Raw genomic sequence first — 18,113 nt, 5'->3', positions numbered from 1 at the left:
TCGTCGCGCATGGCCACTGATGGCCGCTCTCCGATCCGACACATGAATCCATCGCCCCGGGCCTATCTTCTCGGCCCGCTTCTGAAGAGCGTTTCGCGGTCGTTTTATCTGACGCTGCGCGTCCTGCCCCCCGCGATGCGTGATCCCATCGGGCTCGCGTATCTGCTGGCGCGCGCCGCCGATACGATCGCCGATACCTCGCTGATCCCGCCGCCGCGCCGGCTCGAATTGCTGCTGGCGTTGCGCGCGCAGGTCAACGGCGCGCCCGACGACGCCGCGCTCGCGAGCATCGCGGACGAAGTGGCGGGGCAGCAGGCGCAACCGGACGAACGCGTGCTGCTCGAACGCCTGCGCGATACGCTCGCGATCCTGCCGCAACTGAGCGCGGGCGACGCCGCCGCCGTGCGCGACATCGTGACCACGCTCACGACCGGCATGGAATTCGATCTGCGCACCTTTCCCGACGAAACCTCGGGCGCGGTCGTCGCTCTCGAACGCGCGGGCGAACTCGATCGATACACGTATCTCGTGGCGGGCTGCGTCGGCGAATTTTGGACGAAGATGACCTGCGCGCATCTGCCCGGCATCCTGAAAGCGCCCGAAGCCACGATGCTCACGCGCGGCGTGCGCTTCGGCCAGTCCTTGCAGATGACCAACGTGCTGCGCGATTGCGCCCGCGATCTGCGCATCGGGCGCTGCTATCTGCCGTCGTCGATGCTGGCTCGACATGGACTCACGCCGCAGGATCTGCTGAATCCGCAGACCTCGACGCACGCGCGTCCCGTGCTGTGCGACGCGCTGCGCACGACGCTCGATCTTTACCGCGAAGCCGTCGATTACACGCTCGCGATTCCCGCGCATGCCGTCCGTCTGCGGCTCGCCTGCCTCTGGCCGATCATGATCGGCCTCGACACGCTGGTGCTGCTCGCGAACAACGAAGCGTGGCTCGACCCCGCGCGCGTCTCGAAGATTCGCCGCAACGATGTGTACCGGATTCTGGCGGCGTCGCTGCCGCTGGTGGCATCGAACGGACTGGTGCGCCGTTGGGCGGACAAGCGCATGCGCGCGATCGAAGCCGCGATTAGCGCTTGAGTTCCGCGATGATCCGCTCGGCGAGAAAGTCGCACGGCGGACGGCGCGACGCCGCGCTGCGCGCCAGCACCACTTCCAGCGTGCCGATTTTCCGGCAAGCCTTGCGCCGGGCCGAGCAGCGTGAAATGCGACGGCACCGCGCATCGCGCGAGTGGCGTGACGGCGAGACCGGCTTCGGCCATCGTCAATAGACCGAGCAGGCTCGGACTCTCGTAAGACGTGCGATACGCGATGCGCGCGTGCTCCAGACTGCGGATCGCGTTTTCGCGTGCGACGCTGCCCGGCAGAAACACCGCGATCGGCAAGGGCCGCTCTTTCCAGATTTCCGTGTCGCCGGGCGCGGCGGCCCAGACCATCGGCTCGTGACGCACGAAGTCGCCGGACAGCCCGCCCACGCGAGTGGCGCAGACCAGATCGACGCTGCCGTCCTTCACCATCGGCGCGAGCGCGACGCTCGGCAGGCCGACCACCTGAATCTCCACTTTCGGATACGTCGCCGAGAACTTCTTAAGAATCGGCGGAAAAAGCGACGACGCGTAGTCGTCCGGCACGCCGATCACCACGCGCCCGGTCACATCCGGCCGCACGACCGCCGCCCATGCTTCGTCGCGCAGCGCGATCATGCGGCGCGCGTAGGTGAGCAGCACCTCGCCGTCCTGCGTCGGCACTACGCTGCGCGGCTTGCGCACGAACAGCGCCTTGCCCAGCGCGGTTTCCAGCGTTTTGATCTGCATGCTGACGGCCGATTGCGAGCGATGCACGAGCTCCGCCGCGCGGCTGATATTGCCCGTGTCGGCGACGGCGACGATCATCGACAGGACGTCGAGGTCGAGTGATTTCATGGCGCAAAGGTGTAGGTATCAGAGAAACTGAAGGATCGTATCAATATTATGCGATTTTCTTTTGAATCGGTGCGGGGCATATTGTCGGAAAGGAGTGAATCCATGAATGCCCGTACCGACCATGCCGTTTTGACTGCCGCGCTTGCCTTGCCGGAGGCGTCCTTCGCGACGACCCGTTCCGGTGTTTCCGTGCCCTACGTGGAGTGCGGCGAGGGCGAGCCGATGCTGTTCATCCACGGCTCGCTGTGCGATTACCGCTACTGGAGCGCGCAACTCGCGCCGCTGGCGAAGGGCTTCCGCTGTATCGCGCCGAGCCTGTCGCATTACTGGCCGGCGGTCGATGCCTTCGTGCAGGGCGAGTTCGGCTGGGCCGCGCACGTCGCGGAAATGGCCGAATTCATCGAGGCGATGGATATCGCGCCGGTGCATCTGGTCGGGCATTCGCGCGGCGGTTGCGTCGCGTTTCATCTGGCGCGCGAGTATCCGCGTCTGGTCAAATCGCTGACGCTCGCCGATCCGGGCGGTCCGCTGCAACTCACGCCGCAGGCCGCGCTGGCGACGCTGCCGCCCGCGACCAACGCGCTGCGGGCGCGCGTCGCCGAGTTGATCGAACAGGGCGAATTCGATCGCGGCCTCGAAATGTTCGTCGATTCGGTCAGCATGCCGGGCTTCTGGAGCAAGAGCACGGAAGGCTTTCGCCGGATGGCGCTCGACAACGTGCTGACGCTGCCCAAGCAGTTCCGCGATCCGCTGCCCGCCTACAGCCGCGAAGCCGCGCGCGACATCAAATGCCGCACGCTCCTGATCGACGGCCAGAAAAGCCCGCGCATGTTCCGCAACAACGTCAAGAAGCTCGAAGAGTGGATCGAATTCGCCGAGCGGACGACCATCAACGGGGCATCGCACGGAATGAACGTGGCGAGTCCGGGCGCGTTCAACCGGGCCGTGCAGGCGTTCGCGGCGGGCTAAACGCGCCGTCGTGCTGAAAGCTCGCGCTATACGTAAGACTTTTTGATCGTCTGTTGTGGCCCGACAACGAAAATTTACAACTCTCGGGCTAACATCGATGCCACCTCAGCGCAGAGAGGAGGGCACCTGTGAGCACGGGCAACGACGATCTCGACGCATGGAAGCACCAGCGCACCGTTACGCTGGCGTTCGAACTGGCCGATAGCGGCCGTTACGAGGACTTCACCGATGTCGCCTACGCGCTGCAGTTCGAGCACGGACTGGCGACTGCGCAGGCGCTGATCGACGATGCGGACACGCGCCGCGCGTTGAATCGCCGCTGCGGCGACGCACGCGATGCGCTGACGCCCGCCGCGCTGCCGATGCCGCCCACGCCACCTGCATCGCTCGCCATGCACGAGCCCGTGGCCGACGTCGACAACATCGCCGAAGCGACGCCGCTTCCCGAATTCATCGACACGCCATCGATTCTTCGCCGTCTCGGGCTCATGCTCGGACGCACCGACGCGCGCGCGCGATCAAAGCCGTTTAATACCCGTTGGCGGCGCACTGAAGCGTCGTTTAGCGCCATTCGTGCACCAATGCCGGTGAAATGGCGGATTTGCACGAGAAAGTCGCGTGCCAAAACCTTTACACTTATCAAAGCGGAACCAGAAGCCCGGTTCGTTGCTCGCGCACGTTCCGGTGTTTGAACTTTGAGGAGGTGATGTTCGTGGCTAACGAAAAAATGCTTGCGCAAATGACTGAGAAAAACGGTTTCATCGCGGCTCTGGATCAGAGCGGCGGTTCGACGCCGGGCGCATTGCGGCAGTACGGAATTCCCGACGACGCCTATAAAGGCGACGCCGAAATGTTCAAGCTGATGCACGAGATGCGCGTGCGCATCATGACGGCGCCGTCCTTCACGGGCGACAAGGTGATCGGCGCGATCCTGTTCGAACGCACGATGGACGGCGAAGCGGGCGGCAAGCCGGTGCCGACTTTCCTGTGGGAAGACCGTGGCGTGGTGCCGTTCCTCAAGGTCGACAAGGGCCTCGAAGCGGAAGCCGACGGCGTGCAGATGATGAAGCCGATCCCCGGCCTCGACGAGCTCCTCGCTCGCGCGGTCAAGCTCGGCGTGTTCGGCACGAAAATGCGTTCGGTGATCACCGGTGCATCGGAAAAGGGCATTGCGGCGATCGCGGCGCAGCAATTCGAAGTGGGCAAGCAGATCATCGCGCATGGTCTGGTGCCGATCCTCGAACCGGAAGTGTCGATCAAGAGCGCCGATAAGAAAGCCTGCGAAAAGATTCTCCGCGACGAACTGCTCAAGGGCCTCGACGCGCTGCCGGAATCGAGCCAGGTCATGATCAAGCTCATGATTCCCGACGAAGCCGACTTCTACCGTCCGCTGATCGAGCATCCGCGTGTCGTGCGCGTCGTCGCGCTGTCGGGCGGCTATACGCGCACCGACGCATGCAAGAAGCTCGCGGAAAACCACGGCATGATCGCAAGCTTCTCGCGCGCGCTGATCAACGAGCTGAAGAAGCCGATGAGCGATGCCGAGTTCGACAAGACGCTCGAACAGTCGATCGACGAGATCTATCAGGCGTCCGTTAAAAAGTCCTAAACCGGCGCAAAAAAATGGACGGCGTTACTGTTCGTCCATTCGCTCGGTATGCGGCGGCGTCTGCGCGATAGGCGCCGCCGCCTTGAACAACTCCTCTCGCGTGCCGTGCTTCGGCGGATAAATCCGCTCGCCGTTGATGCTGCGCTTCGTCTCCTTGGCGCTCTCGCCGGACGAAACGAGCTGCCTGTCCCATCCTTCCGTATAGACCGCGCCCCACGGGCCGAGATCGCAGATGGTCGTGTACCAGTCGATCTCCAGCGGCAACATCTCCACGTCGTATAGATCGCTGACCGCGTTGTTGCCGGCGAAGCGGCCCATCGGCCGGCCGTGCTGGCAGGACATCACCGAAGGCCGCACGCCGTCGATCAGGATGCGCGCGCAATCGCCCGCGGCGAACACGCTGGGCACGCCTTCGACGCGCAGGAAGGTATCGACGGCAACGCGGCCCATCGGATCGAGCGTGACGGGCAGTTGCGCGGCCAGCGGATTCGCGCGAATGCCGCCGCACCACACGACCGTGCACGCCTCGATCTTCTCGCGCCGATCGCCATCGCCGAGCGTCACGCCTTGCCCGTCGAGCGCTTCGAGCGACACGCCGGGGCGCATTTCGACGGTCAGCTTGCCCATCGCGTCTTCGATCACGCGTTGCGCGCCGCCAATCGCCTGACCGATGCGCGCCGAGCGATCGACGAGCAGCACGCGCACCTTGCCGCTGTCCGCGTCGCCGACGATTTCGCGCATCCGCGACGGCAATTCCGCCGCCAGTTCGATGCCCGTCAGCCCCGCGCCGATCACCACCGCCGTGTAGCGGCCGCTCGAATCCGGCAGCGCAGGCAGCGTCTGCAGATGCGCCTGCAACTTGCACGCGCCGTCGTAGGTATCGACGTCGAACGCGTGCTCGTCGAGCCCGGGGATGTTCGGCCGGATCAGCTCGCTGCCGACCGCGAGAATCAGGCGATCGTAGTCGATCGTCTGCGCGCCGGCATCGCCTTCGACGGCGATGCTGCGGTTCACGCTATCGACGGCGCTCGCCTTACCTTGCAGGAAGCGGATGCCGGTCGGCCCGAGCACGTCGTCGAGCGGCACCAGCGTGGCATCGAGCGGCTGCTCGTAATTGCGCACGCGCACACTGTGATAAGGCTGTGGATTGACGATCAGCACTTCGGCCTGATCGGGTGATTCATGCAATTCGTCCAGCTTGCGCGCGGCGGAAAGCGCGCTCCATAGTCCGGCGAAACCCGCGCCTATGACGACGATTCGCTTCAAGGGCCCTCTCCCTGATCCCGTGCGAGCGGGATCCATCGCTGGTTGCGGCTTCGAGATAATGAGCAGCTTTAATCAATGTTATAGGCGATCGGCACGACAATTGCTCTAGCAGAAACCAATGCTAAACGCGACAGGAATAGGCCTTCGAGGATAGTTCCGGCTTAGCGAATCGAGCTTTATTAGTCGCAATTCTGCTAAAAGTGATTTCGTGGATTGAGTGTTTACCCTGATGCTCGTAATTCCTAAGCTCTGTTCAACGGTCGCACACGAAGCAACGCAAAAAAGCCAGGCAGCGTGTGCGGCATTCGACAACATGAACGGAGGTGCATCATGAACAAGCTCATTGGAATTGCAGCCGTCGCTATCGCTTTTGCAGCACCCGTCGCGTCTTTCGCGCAATCGAATCAGCCGGTGACTCGCGCGGAAGTGCGCTCGCAAATCGTCCAGCTGGAAAAGGCCGGTTATAACCCGGGCAACGTCAGTGACTCGAAGTATCCGGCCGATATTCAAGCCGCTCAAGCCCGCGTCGATGCGCAAAACGGCACGGCTCAGGTAGCATACGGTGGCGTGACGGAAGGTTCGGCGCAATCGGGTTCGCGTGCAGTGGGCGCGACTCAATACAACGTCGTGCCGACGTATGACCATCACTAAGCAATAACACGCTTAAGGCCTAGCAATAAAAAAGAACGCGCTCCGTTGTGGGGCGCGTTCTTTTTAGCAATTGAGTCGATTAATCCAAACTAAAGCGGAAATCCGCTTGCAAATGCCTCGCGCAAATATCCGATGAATAACGCGACCGCGCGCGGCACATGCGGCGTATAAGGCCGAACCACATAAAGATGCTCCGCGAAACTCCCGACAGGCCGCCAATCCGGCAGTAACACCACGAGTTTGCCCGCCTGCACGGCGGCTTGCGCGGTAAAGTCCGGCAGCAAGGCGATGCCCAGATCGTCGAGCGCGGCATCGCGCAGCACTTCACTATTGTTCGCCGAAAACGGCCCGTTGACCGCCAGCGTATGCGGCCCCGCCGATGACTTGCGCGAGCCTTTCCTCTCGAACGACCACACCGACGAATGCGTGCGCGGATAGAACAGGCAGTCTTGCACGGCGAGATCGGCGGGCGTGGCGGGCGTGGCGCGACGCTTGAGATACGCGCGCGTCGCGACGATCACCGAATGCGTATCGCACAACTTCCACGCGACATGCGTCTCCAGCGCCTGCGCGCTGTGCCGGATCGCGAGATCGAAGCCTTCGGTCGCGATCGAACTCAGCCGGTCCGATGCATCGAGTTGTACGCGCACGTCCGGATGCGCATGCAAAAAGCCCTGCAAACGCGGTGTCAATTGCTGACGCGAGAAAGCCATCGGCGCGGTGACGCGAATCAGCCCGCGCGCGACGCCCGCAATTTCCCGCACGCTCGTGAAGCTCGCGGCGATATGCTCGTACTGGCCGCGCGTATCGTCGACGAGACGACGGCCGGCTTCGGTGAAACGCACGCTGCGCGTCGTGCGCGTGACGAGCGGCACCGCCCGCCGCGCGCTCCAGTTCCGCGATCCGCTGGCTCATCGCCGCCTTGCTGACGCCCAAACGCGTATAGCTGCCTTGCTCCGCGAGCACGGTCAGCCAGTGCAGATGGGTCCAGAGCACTTCGATCTTCTGCTCATCCATGCGTGATATGGCCGGATTGTTTGCTGTTATGAACAATAAGTTCAATGTTAGCGTCTTTGCAATGAACGCGTAGGTTCTTAAACTGGGCATATTGCCAATTGATCATCAGGAGACGAGATGCAAGCCTTCAACGATACCGCCGACGTCGTGCACTACATTCACGGCGAGCGTGTGAACGGCTCCGGCACGCGCACGCAGCCGATCTTCAATCCCGCGACGGGCGAGCGTCCGCGCAAGCTGGTGCTCGGCGAAATCGCCGATGTCGATGCCGCCGTGAAGAGCGCGAAAGCCGCGTTCCCGGCCTCGCGCGACACGCCGCCGATCCGTCGCGCGCGCGTCATGCTGAAGTTCCTCGAACTGATGAACAAGCATCGCGACGAACTGGCCGCGATCATCACCGCCGAACACGGCAAGGTCTTTACCGATGCGCAGGGCGAAGTGTCGCGCGGCATCGACGTGATCGAATTCGCGTGCGGCGTGCCGCAACTGCTGAAGGGCGATTACACCGAACAGGTTTCGACCGGCATGGACAACTGGACGATGCGCCAGCCGCTGGGCGTCGTCGCGGGCATCACGCCGTTCAACTTCCCGTGCATGGTGCCGTGCTGGATGTTTCCGGTCGCTATCGCCACGGGCAACGCGTTCATCCTGAAGCCGAGCGAGCGCGATCCGTCGGCGTCGCTGTTCATGGCGAAGCTCCTAAAAGAAGCCGGTTTGCCCGATGGCATTTTTAACGTCGTGCAAGGCGATAAAGTCGTGGTCGACGCGCTGCTCGAACATCCGGACGTGCGCGCAATCAGCTTCGTCGGCTCGACGCCGATTGCCAACTACATCTACGAAACGGGCGCGAAGCACGGCAAGCGCGTGCAGGCTTTGGGCGGCGCGAAGAACCATATGGTCGTGATGCCCGACGCTGATCTCGAAGGCGCCGTCGATGCACTGATCGGCGCGGGCTACGGTTCGGCGGGCGAGCGCTGCATGGCGATCTCGGTCGCGGTGCTGGTGGGCGACGTCGCCGACAAGATCGTGCCGATGCTCGCCGAGCGCGCCAAGACGCTCAAGATCAAGAACGGCATGGAGCTCGATGCCGAGATGGGCCCGATCGTCACGAAGCAGGCGCTGGAGCGTATCGAAGGCTATATCGCGATGGGGATCGACGAAGGCGCGAAGCTCGTCGTCGACGGTCGCGGTTTCAAGGTGCCGGGTCACGAAGACGGCTTCTTCACGGGCGGCACGTTGTTCGATGACGTCACGCCGAACATGCGCATCTACAAGGAAGAGATTTTCGGGCCGGTGCTGTCGTGCGTGCGCGTGAAGGACTTCGAGGAAGCGGTCGATCTCGTCAACGCGCATGAGTTCGGCAACGGCGTCGCGTGCTTCACGCGCGATGGTCACGTCGCGCGCGAGTTCGGCCGACGCATCGAAGTGGGCATGGTCGGCATCAACGTGCCGATTCCGGTGCCGATGGCATGGCACGGTTTCGGCGGCTGGAAGCGCAGCCTGTTCGGCGACATGCATGCATACGGCGAGGAAGGCGTGCGCTTCTACACGAAACAGAAGTCGATCATACAACGCTGGCCGGAAAGCACGGAGAAGGGCGCCGAGTTCGTGATGCCGACGGCGAAGTAAGTACTTCGAAGCCTTGGCAACGCCTGCTGCTTTCCATGCGGAAACGGCAGGCGTTGTTGCTTCTTGCTCAAGTGATCGGATAAGATGTACATTAAGTACATCTTATATCGCGGAACACCAACAAGGACCTGAACGATGAACACGAATGCCTTGATGACACGACTCGGCTTGTCCACGCCGATCATTCAGGCGCCGATGGCCGGCGTCAGCACGCCCGCGCTCGCGGCGGCGGTATCGAACGCGGGCGGGCTCGGCTCGCTGGGCGTCGGCGCGATGAACGCGGAAGGCGCGCGCAAGGCGATTCGCGAGACGCGCGCGCTGATGGACAAGCCGTTCAACATCAACGTGTTCTGTCATCGTCCGGCGCAGGCGGACCGTGCCGTCGAACAGACGTGGCTCGACTGGCTCGCGCCCGTGTTCGCCGAATACGACGCCAAGCCGCCGCAATCCCTGAGCGAAATCTATACGAGCTTCGTCGCCGATGAAGCGATGCTGAAGATGTTCGTCGAAGAGAAGCCGCCGGTCGTGAGCTTTCACTTCGGCTTGCTGTCGCAGCAAGCGATCGATGCGTTGCGCGCGGCCGGCATCGTGCTGATCGCATCGGCGACCAATCTGCACGAAGCACAACAGGTCGTCGATGCGGGTATGGAAGCGATCGTCGCGCAGGGCGTCGAAGCGCGCGGGCATCGCGGCGTATTCGACAGCATGACTAACGATGACGGCTTAGGCACGTTCGCGCTCACGCGATTGATCGCGACACACTTCGACGTGCCGGTGATCGCGGCGGGCGGCATCATGGATGGCGCGGGCATCGCGGCGGCGCTGGCGCTGGGCGCGCAGGCGGCGCAACTCGGCACGGCGTTCGTGCCGTGCGCGGAAAGCGCGATCGACGCAGGCTATCGCCGCGCGATTCTCGGCGACGAAGCGAAGCACACGACCTTCACTGCCGCGATATCCGGACGCATCGCGCGAGGCCTCGCCAACAAATTCACGGCACTCGGCCAACGCGACGACGCGCCCGCCCATCCTGGTTATCCGATCACCTACGATGCAGGCAAGGCGCTGCACGCCGCCGCGAAAGCCAAAGGCGACTTCGGTTTCGGCGCGCAATGGGCGTGACAGGTGGCGGCGCTCGCCCGCGAGATGCCCGCGGCGGAATTGATGACGCAACTGAAGGCGGAGTTGCAGGCGAGTATCGAAAGCTTGCGACGCACGGCCGCGTCGTTTGCATAAGGACGCTTACTTGCCCGCGAGCGAGAAGGCGTCCCAGTGCGGATCGATAGGCGTATGCGGATTGTGTTCGAGCGCTTCGTACACCAGCGGTTCGCACGCACCGTAATCGGAGCCGATGCTGTCGCTATGCGCCTGCGGGAAGTTCACCGCGAGCACCTTGCCGCCCCAGCGATCCACCGTCGCCGTCATGCTGCATTTGTCCGCGCCGCCCACTTTCAGATCGAGCACGAGCGCGTTCATGTCGAGCGCGGCATCGGAGTTGGAAAAATTCCACTGCACTTCCATGCGGTCGTTGGGGCCGTTCGAATCGACGAGTTTCATCGTCTTGTCGGGAATGCCGACGGTCTGAACCAGATCGAGCACATTGGATCCGATCAGCTGGCCGCTGGGATCGCGGGCTTCATGAGTACGCATCGCGCTGCAGCCCGTTAGCAGCGTGAAAACCAGTGCGAAGGGGATCGTCATGCGTTGCATAAAGGAACTCCTTGTCAAAAGGTGCATCGGTGCGATGCGCGGTGACGGATCATCGGTCGCGCCCGATCGAGGTGCACGGACCACGCGAGGCGCAAACCGGTGAGGACACCGTTGCGACACCGAAGTCGAGGTCGTGTTCCCGAAGCGGGCGCATCGGATGTGAATGGCGCGAGCAGAAAGCGTGGGTCGCGCGAGTCACATGACGCGGCGCAAAATCCGGACCTGTCCCTGCATGAAGATCGATGTAAGGGCGAGCGCGCCCCGTTCCTTCCGAAGCCTTTCAGACGAGCCAGCGCGACAGCTTGCTCAAAGCCGCCGGACGCGCGATGAGAAAGCCCTGCAGTTCGTCGCAATGCTCGTGGAGCAGCGCATCGCGCTGATCGTCGGTTTCGACGCCTTCCGCGGTGATCGGCAATCCCAGACTGCGGCACAAGTCGCCGATTGCATGCACGATGGCCGCCGACTTCGGATTGCGTCCGAGTCCGTTGACGAAGCCGCGATCGATCTTCACGCGCGTAAACGGAAAGCTCTGCAACACGCTCAGCGATGAATAGCCGGTGCCGAAGTCGTCCATCGCGACGCCGACGCCCATCGAACGGATCTCTTTGAGAATGCGTTGCGGCGTGCCCGACGATTCGAGCAGCGTGGTTTCCGTGATCTCCACTTCGAGCCGATGCGCGGGGAGCTTGGCCATGCCGAGCGAACGCGTCAGCACGCGCGTGAAGTCCTCGTAAAGCAATTGCGCGGGCGATACATTGAGACTCAGGCGGATATGCGCGGGCCATTGCGCGGCACCGCGGCACGCTTGCTGAAGCACCCAGGTGCCGAGTTCCGGCATCAGTCCGCGCTCTTCCGCAATCGGGATGAACTCCGCCGGCGAGATCGCGCCGCGCTTCGGATGCTGCCAGCGCAACAGCGCTTCGCACGCGGTCGTGCGGCCGGTACGCGCATCGATGATCGGCTGGTAATGCACTTCGAGTTCGCCAGCGCGCAGACTGCGGCGCAGATCGTCTTCGAGTTCGTTGCGCAGACGAAGCGGATCGTTCATGCCGCGTTCGTACACGCGATAACAGTTGCGGCCTTCGCGCTTGGCTTTGTACAGCACGAGATCGGCCTGCTGCAAGACGGTTTCGGTATCGACGCCGCCATGCGTGCAACAGACGATGCCGATACTCACGCCCACCGTGATTTCGTTGCCCGCGATCTCGAACGGCGCGGCCAGCGTCTGGATGCAGCGTTCTGCGAGCGCCGCGACATCGCTCATCTGCCGATACGAATTCTGCAGAATGGTGAACTCGTCGCCGCTCAAACGCGCGAGCTGATCGCCGGGACGCAGTGCAACGGTAAGCCTGCGTGCGACCGACTTCAGCAACTCGTCGCCGACATGATGGCCCAGCGTATCGTTGACCACCTTGAAGCGGTCGAGGTCGAGATACAGCAGCGCGAACGCGCCTTCGGGCGTCATGGTATCGACGAGTTGCTTCAGGCGTTCCTGAAAGCTCACGCGATTGGGCAGATCGGTCAGATGATCGTGATGCGCGAGATGGCTGATGCGCTGTTCGGCGGCGCGGCGCTCGGTGACGTCTTCGATCGTCGATACCCAGCCGCCATGCGACAGCAGCCGCGTGACCACGGCGATATGACGGCTGAGATGCTGGAATTCGACCAGCGTCTGCGCTTCGCCGGGCGTGAAGCCGCGCGTGAGCCGGCTACGCAATGCGCCCGATGCGGCCGGCACCTGCTTGAGCGGCGTATCGGCGCGTTCGCAGATTCGCCGCAGCATCGTGCGCAGCGGAATGCCGGCGGGCAGGATATCGGCGGGAATCGACAGGATGCGCGAGAACTGATCGTTGAGCAGCACGAGGCGGCCGCGCCGGTTGAACAGACACAGCCCTTGCGACATGTTGTCGAGCGCGAGGTCGAGATTGCGCGTGGTTTCTTCCAGCGCAAGCGAGGTTTCCCGCTGCTCGGTGCAATCGCGCGTGATCTTGGCGAAGCCGAACAGTTCGCCTTCGTCGTCGTAGATCGGCTGGATCACGACATGCGCCCAGAACTTGTTGCCGTCCTTGCGGATGCGCCAGCCGTACGCTTCGAACTTGCCCGTGGAACGCGCGGTGTCGAGTCCCTGTTGCGGCAGACCGCTGTCGCGATCCGACTGCGCGTAGAAGCAGGAAAAGTGCTTGCCGACGATCTCGCGCGCCGTATAGCCCTTGGTGCGTTGCGCGCCCGCGTTCCAGTTCGACACGATACCGTTGGTGTCGAGCATATAGATCGCGTAATCGGTTACACCTTCGATCAGCAAGCGAAAGCTGCGCTCGTAATCGCGCGTCTGCTTGCGCAGCGCGCGCGCTTCCGTGCGGTCGCGCGTGACCTTCGCGTAGCCGAGCAATTCGCCGTGGTCGTCGTAGATCGGATCGATCACGGCATGCGCCCAGAAACGCGTGCCGTCCTTGCGCACACGCCAGCTTTCCGTTTCGAACTTGCCTTCCGCCAGCGCGATGGACAGACTGCGCGCGGGCGCGCCGGCCTCGCGTTCTTCCGGCGTATAGAACACGGAAAAATGCTGACCGACGATCTCGCCCGCCGTATAACCCTTGGTGCGTTGCGCGCCCGAATTCCAGTTCGACACGATGCCGTTGATGTCGAGCATGTAGATCGCGTAATCGGTCACGCTCTGCACGAGAAAGCGAAAACACTGCTCCTGTTCGAGCGCCTGCTCGCGCATGCGGCGCTCTTCGGTGCGATCGCGCGTGATCTTCGCGTAGCCGAACAGGCGGCCGGTTTCGTCGTGCAGGGGATCGATCACGACATGCGCCCAGAAGCGCGAGCCGTCGCGCCGCACGCGCCAGCCTTCGGCTTCGTATTTGCCGGTGTGGCGTGCCGCGTCGAGATTGCGCGCGGGCATATCGTTCAGGCGTTCTTCGACCGGATAGAAACAGGAGAAGTGACGGCCGACGATCTCGTCAGCCGCATAACCCTTGGCGCGTTGCGCGCCTGCGTTTCAGGTCGTCACGATGCCGTCGACATCGAGCATGCAGATGGCGTAATCGGTGATGCTCTGCACGAGCCGGCGATAGACGAAATCGCCCGATGCGTTCTCGTGATCGTCGCTGACCGCCGCGCGCACGATGGCATCGGCGGTCGCGCTTGGCTGGTTCGTGTTCATTCGATGTCGTTCGCGCATCGTTCGGCGCTTCCCGGGGCGAGTGTGCGTGGACGCGGCATTCCCTATGCATCGGCCGCTTAAAAGTATTGTGGTCACTCTTACGGCAAGTCGCGACGGACATTGAGATGAACGAATCCTGAACGTCGTCGCGCAAACGTTTTACATTACAACTTTTTTGTAACAAGAGCGCGTTCGATGCGGCCCGGCGCCGCTTCACAGAAAATACGCGCCGTCCGGAACGAACATATAGCCGATGCCGCGCATGGTCTGGATACGGCGCGGCACGGCCGGATTGTCCTCCAGCAACCGGCGCAGCCGATACACCGGCACGTCGATGCCGCGCTCCGTCACGAGCGCATCCGGCCCGTGCAATAGCGCGACGAGTTGCGTGCGCGAGAGCGGTTGCATCGCGTGCTGCGTGAAGACGACGAGCAGCGCGTATTCGCCGCCGGTGAGACGCAGCGGCGTGCGATCGCGGAACAGCGTGCGCGTGGCGAAGTCGAGCGTGAACGGACCGAAGCGATACGTATCGCGATGACGCATGGGCGTGCCCGGCCTGCGCATCACGTTGCGGATACGCGCGAGCAGTTCCTGAGGAACGATGGGCTTGCCGAGATAATCGTCGACGCCGAGATCGAGTTCCATCACGCGCGGGATGTCGTTAATGCGCGGCGAGCAACATTACCGGAATCGGCTCGCCGTGCGAGCGCAATGCCTTGAGCGCGGCGAGCGTATCGACCACGGGCAGCATCAGATCGAGCACGACGAGCGTGGGCCGCTCCGCTTCGATGCGCGCTTCCAGCCGCTGCGTATCTGGCGCGATGGTCAGCATCACGCCATGTTGCTGAAGGAAATGCCGCAGCGACTCGCGCTGATCCATATCGTTACTGATGAGCAGCACGTGGATGGGCGGTTCGGACATGAGCGGCGCATGAGATAGGCGCGCGACGCGGCGTGCATCGCGGTGAGCCAAGACTAACGCCAAAAGCATGCGAAATACGGTTACGCTTTCTTCTCGATCTTTACGGATCGTTACGGGCGTCACGTTCGTATCGCAAGACGGCGTGCGTCGCCTGGCTGACAAAATCCCTGCAAATTGACGATGCCGATGCGATACGCGAGTGTGCCCGTAAAGCGCTCGCTCGCCAGCAGGTTGAGCGGCACGGCAAGAGTCGGCACCGTCTGCTGCCCCGGACGCTGATTCTGATACGCGAGCGCGCCGTAGAAACCAAACCCGTTGTACGACAGTGCCAGATCCATGACATTGCCGTTGGTGGTCGGCACGGGCTGCGTCACCGTCGCCGAAAACCCGTACAACGCGGACAACTTGAAGCCGCCGATAGTCGGCGAATAGTACTGGATCGCATTGCTCTGGCGGCCGTTGAGATATTGCACCGCGTTCGTGTTGGAATCGCGCGCGAGCACGGCCGACGCGCCGAGCCCGAGCGCCTCGTCGAGCCGGAACGGATCGGCATAGTAGATGCTGAAAAAGCTCGGCGTGTATTGACGTCCGAAACGCAACTGCCCGTACTTATCGTGCGACAGACCGACCCACGACTGCCGATAGAACATCGTGGACGAATCCGCGAGGAACGTGCCGTTGTTGATGTTGAAGCCGTTCTCGACCGTGAAATCCGTCTTGAGGCCGCCGCCCAAGTCCTCGCTGCCTTTAAGACCGAACAACGAGCCGACGTATCCGCCGCTGCGCATCGAAATGTTGCTCGTGCCGCCGTTGTTGTTCCAGAAGCCGAACACATCGAGCACGCCGTATAGCGTGACGCTCGATTGTGCCGATGCCGCTTGCGCCGCACATAACATGGCCGCCGCGAAAATACTTCGCCTGACTAAACGCATGGTGTCTCCTCCACTGAGCATCCGCACTTTTCGAGTGCGGCGAAATTTGCCCGACCGCGGTGCGGATTTTTTATCGAGGACGGGCGATGCATCGAGTGTGCAGAGATTTGGGCCTCCGGGACCTACCGGAAGTGTGGGGATGGGAAAACCCTTTCGGACAAAGCCGCACGCGCCCCCCATTGACGGTGGGCTGTCGGGCGGTGCGCGCGCCTAATGTGTGAGGACGTCGAAATGGAATCGACGAACTCCCTGCGACGACCCTTTTCCGAGAACTCATCATGAACACGCGTGACACCGTCCAGCCGGAACTGGATGACATCGAGTTTGACAATGCACGGCGAGGCTTCATCGGCACCATTCCCGACGCCCGAATCGTCTCGCGCAGCGGGCACGATGTCTGGAACCTGAGCCACTACGGCTTTCTCGACGACGAAACGCCCGCGCCGAGCGTTCATCCGAATCTATGGCGACAAGCGCGCCTGAACATGCAGCACGGACTGTTCAAGGTCACGGAGCGCATTTATCAGGTGCGCGGCTTCGATATCGCCAATGTGAGCTTTATCGAAGGCGATACCGGTGTGATCGTGATCGATCCGTTGACGGTGGCGGAAACCGCGGAAGCGGCGCTTGCGCTTTATCGCCAGCATCGTGGCAATCGTCCCGTCAGCGCGATGATCTACACTCACAGCCATGCCGATCATTACGGCAGCGCGCGCGGTGCACTCGATGAGAACGACGCCCGCGCCCGCAACGTGCCGATCATCGCGCCGCGCGGGTTCATGTGGCATACGGTGTCGGAAAACGTGATCGCCGGGAATGCGATGCTGCGTCGTGGCATGTTCCAGGCTGGCATCAGCTTGCCCAAACATGTATGCGGTCAGGTGGATTGCGGCATCGGCAAGGCTGCGCCGATGGGCACGGGCACGCTGATTCCGCCGACGATGACCATTGAGGGAGAAGTGGAAACGCACGTGATCGACGGGGTGAAGATCATCTTCCATCTCGCGCTCGAAAACGAAGCGCCTTCCGAGATGTTCATGCACTTCCCCGAACTGCGCGCGCTCAACACGGCGGAGATCGGCGTCCAGACCATGCACAACCTATGTCCACTGCGCGGCGCGCAAGTGCGCGATGCGCGTTTGTGGTCGCGCTATCTCGACGAAGCGCTCGATCGCTACGCGCCGACTGCCGATGTGGTGTTCGCGCAGCACAATTGGCCGACCTGGGGCAACGAGCGCATCAGGACCTACCTGAGGCAACAGCGTGATTTGTACAAGTATCTCCACGATCAGACCGTGCGGCTGATGAACCACGGCCTGACCGGAATCGAAGTGGCTGAAGTGCTGAAGTTGCCGGACTCGCTCGCCAAGACATGGGCCAATCGCGGCTTCTACGGATCGATATCGCATAACGTGAAAGCGATCGTGCAGCGCTACCTTGGCTGGTACGACGGCAATCCCGCGCATTTGCACACCTTGCCACCGGAAGCCGCCGGACCGCGCTATGTGGAATACATGGGTGGCGCGAATGCACTGCTCGAACGCGCACGCGCCGATTACGAGCGCGGCGAATATCGATGGGTCGCCGAGGTAACCAATCATCTGGTATTCGCTGATCCGACCAATCAGGGCGCGCGCGCTTTGTGCCAACGCGCTGGAGCAGCTCGGGTTCGCGTCGGAATCGTCGACCTGGCGCAATGCCTATTTGCTCGGCGCGCAGGAGTTGCGCAAAGGCGCGCCGAAGATACGTCGGCGTTATGTGAGCCGTGATCTCGTTTCCGTGCTGCCGCTCGAGCAGTTGCTCGATTACTTCTCGGTTCACCTTAATGCAGAAAAGGCGGAAAGCGAGCGGATGTTGATCGAATGGTCGAATTCCGATACGGGCGAGCGCATCGCGATGCGGCTGGAAAACTCGGCGCTGACCTATCTTCCCGGCGCGGCAGAAGGAAGAGTGACGGCCACGGTATCGCTCAGTCGCGAGGGTTTGGCCAGATTGCAGATGGGTCGCGACCCGCTGGACTTGACGTTCGATGATCTCGTTGGTGAAGGGTACATCCAGACCACGGGAGATTCGCCGAGCGTCCTGCGCCTGTTGAACATGCTCGACGATTTCGAGCCGATGTTCAACGTCGTCGAACCGTAAAGCAAACGAGCCCCGCGAGGGGCTCGTTCAATATTTCCGTATGTAGTCGGCCCTTCAGAATTAGTCGAAGTCAAGGGTGGCAAGGGGCCGCCGGAAGATCGTGTTTCCCAGAACTCCCAGAAGCAATATTGATCTGAATGGTTTCCTGGGAGTTTGGAACTTCGCCGAT

At 62.4% G+C, this 18,113-nt stretch carries 12 protein-coding genes and 6 pseudogenes; 9 read left to right on the top strand and 9 right to left on the bottom strand.

Translation table 11 applies throughout. The annotated features are described in order from the left end of the window. The first annotated feature begins 9 nt into the window (after window positions 1-9). A complete protein-coding gene (locus BVER_RS35500) occupies window positions 10-1,092 on the top strand; it encodes a phytoene/squalene synthase family protein (RefSeq protein WP_332309074.1) in 1,083 nt (360 codons plus the stop codon). Here the strand turns inward: BVER_RS35500 and BVER_RS29940 are convergent. Continuing rightward, window positions 1,082-1,934 (bottom strand): annotated as a pseudogene (locus BVER_RS29940) (LysR substrate-binding domain-containing protein). The gene BVER_RS35500 and the pseudogene BVER_RS29940 overlap by 11 nt on opposite strands. Window positions 1,935-2,036: 102 nt before the next feature. Between BVER_RS29940 and BVER_RS07575 the strand changes: the two are divergent. The 3 genes from BVER_RS07575 (at window position 2,037) to BVER_RS07565 (ending at window position 4,512) form a co-directional block, all read left to right on the top strand. Further along, on the top strand, window positions 2,037-2,903 hold the full coding sequence (locus tag BVER_RS07575) for an alpha/beta fold hydrolase (RefSeq protein WP_050452771.1): 867 nt from the start codon (window positions 2,037-2,039) through the stop codon (window positions 2,901-2,903). A 128-nt stretch (window positions 2,904-3,031) separates the two neighbouring features. Further along, window positions 3,032-3,595, top strand: a complete 564-nt coding sequence (locus BVER_RS33515) for a hypothetical protein (protein ID WP_232316433.1) — start codon at window positions 3,032-3,034, stop codon at window positions 3,593-3,595. Between the two features lie 20 nt (window positions 3,596-3,615). Further along, complete coding sequence (locus BVER_RS07565) at window positions 3,616-4,512, top strand: fructose bisphosphate aldolase (RefSeq protein ID WP_050452791.1); 897 nt, start codon at window positions 3,616-3,618, stop codon at window positions 4,510-4,512. A 24-nt stretch (window positions 4,513-4,536) separates the two neighbouring features. Here BVER_RS07565 and BVER_RS07560 read toward each other — a convergent pair whose 3' ends face one another. Continuing rightward, a complete protein-coding gene (locus BVER_RS07560) occupies window positions 4,537-5,778 on the bottom strand; it encodes an NAD(P)/FAD-dependent oxidoreductase (RefSeq protein ID WP_157055958.1) in 1,242 nt (413 codons plus the stop codon). A 330-nt stretch (window positions 5,779-6,108) separates the two neighbouring features. Between BVER_RS07560 and BVER_RS07555 the strand changes: the two genes are divergently transcribed. Continuing rightward, window positions 6,109-6,429, top strand: a complete 321-nt coding sequence (locus tag BVER_RS07555) for a DUF4148 domain-containing protein (protein WP_050452769.1) — start codon at window positions 6,109-6,111, stop codon at window positions 6,427-6,429. An 89-nt stretch (window positions 6,430-6,518) separates the two neighbouring features. Here BVER_RS07555 and BVER_RS07550 read toward each other — a convergent pair. After that, window positions 6,519-7,446: pseudogene (locus BVER_RS07550) on the bottom strand (LysR family transcriptional regulator). Window positions 7,447-7,563: 117 nt separating this feature from the next. Between BVER_RS07550 and BVER_RS07545 the strand changes: the two are divergent. Both BVER_RS07545 and BVER_RS07540 read left to right on the top strand, forming a co-directional pair. After that, window positions 7,564-9,075 carry a CoA-acylating methylmalonate-semialdehyde dehydrogenase gene (locus tag BVER_RS07545; RefSeq protein WP_050452768.1) on the top strand — a complete coding sequence of 504 codons (1,512 nt, stop codon included), beginning with the start codon at window positions 7,564-7,566 and terminating at the stop codon, window positions 9,073-9,075. 135 nt (window positions 9,076-9,210) lie between these two features. Next, a pseudogene (locus tag BVER_RS07540) lies at window positions 9,211-10,308 on the top strand (NAD(P)H-dependent flavin oxidoreductase). Between the two features lie 6 nt (window positions 10,309-10,314). On the opposite strand, the gene BVER_RS07535 reads toward BVER_RS07540, so the two are convergent. The 6 genes and pseudogenes from BVER_RS07535 to BVER_RS07520 all read right to left on the bottom strand — a co-directional run bounded on the left by BVER_RS07535 (window position 10,315) and on the right by BVER_RS07520 (window position 15,802). Next, a complete protein-coding gene (locus BVER_RS07535; protein ID WP_050452767.1) occupies window positions 10,315-10,782 on the bottom strand; it encodes a hypothetical protein in 468 nt (155 codons plus the stop codon). A 280-nt stretch (window positions 10,783-11,062) separates the two neighbouring features. Continuing rightward, window positions 11,063-13,048 carry an EAL domain-containing protein gene (locus BVER_RS35885; RefSeq protein WP_370444205.1) on the bottom strand — a complete coding sequence of 662 codons (1,986 nt, stop codon included), beginning with the start codon at window positions 13,046-13,048 and terminating at the stop codon, window positions 11,063-11,065. A gap of 84 nt (window positions 13,049-13,132) precedes the next feature. Continuing rightward, window positions 13,133-13,771: pseudogene (locus BVER_RS36200) on the bottom strand (PAS domain-containing protein); the annotation flags it as partial. Between the two features lie 12 nt (window positions 13,772-13,783). Then, a complete protein-coding gene (locus BVER_RS33505) occupies window positions 13,784-13,948 on the bottom strand; it encodes a hypothetical protein (RefSeq protein WP_232316431.1) in 165 nt (54 codons plus the stop codon). A 213-nt stretch (window positions 13,949-14,161) separates the two neighbouring features. Beyond that, window positions 14,162-14,870, bottom strand: a pseudogene (locus tag BVER_RS07525) (winged helix-turn-helix domain-containing protein). Window positions 14,871-14,989: 119 nt separating this feature from the next. Further along, entirely contained in the window at window positions 14,990-15,802 is an 813-nt protein-coding gene (locus BVER_RS07520; protein WP_083452079.1) for a porin, read from the bottom strand. A 278-nt stretch (window positions 15,803-16,080) separates the two neighbouring features. On the opposite strand from BVER_RS07520, the pseudogene BVER_RS07515 reads away from it, so the two are divergent. Then, window positions 16,081-17,476 (top strand): annotated as a pseudogene (locus BVER_RS07515) (alkyl/aryl-sulfatase); the annotation flags it as partial. An 84-nt stretch (window positions 17,477-17,560) separates the two neighbouring features. Beyond that, the gene (locus BVER_RS33500) at window positions 17,561-17,944 is read left to right on the top strand and encodes an alkyl sulfatase C-terminal domain-containing protein (protein WP_369094819.1); all 384 of its coding nucleotides are present in this window, start codon (window positions 17,561-17,563) and stop codon (window positions 17,942-17,944) included. Window positions 17,945-18,113: the final 169 nt, after the last annotated feature.

It is taken from the genome of Candidatus Burkholderia verschuerenii (assembly GCF_001189365.1).
GTDB classification, from domain to species: Bacteria; Pseudomonadota; Gammaproteobacteria; order Burkholderiales; family Burkholderiaceae; genus Caballeronia; species Caballeronia verschuerenii.
The sequence above is the reverse complement of the archived record's forward strand: the minus strand, read 5'-3'. Positions and strand labels throughout refer to the sequence as shown.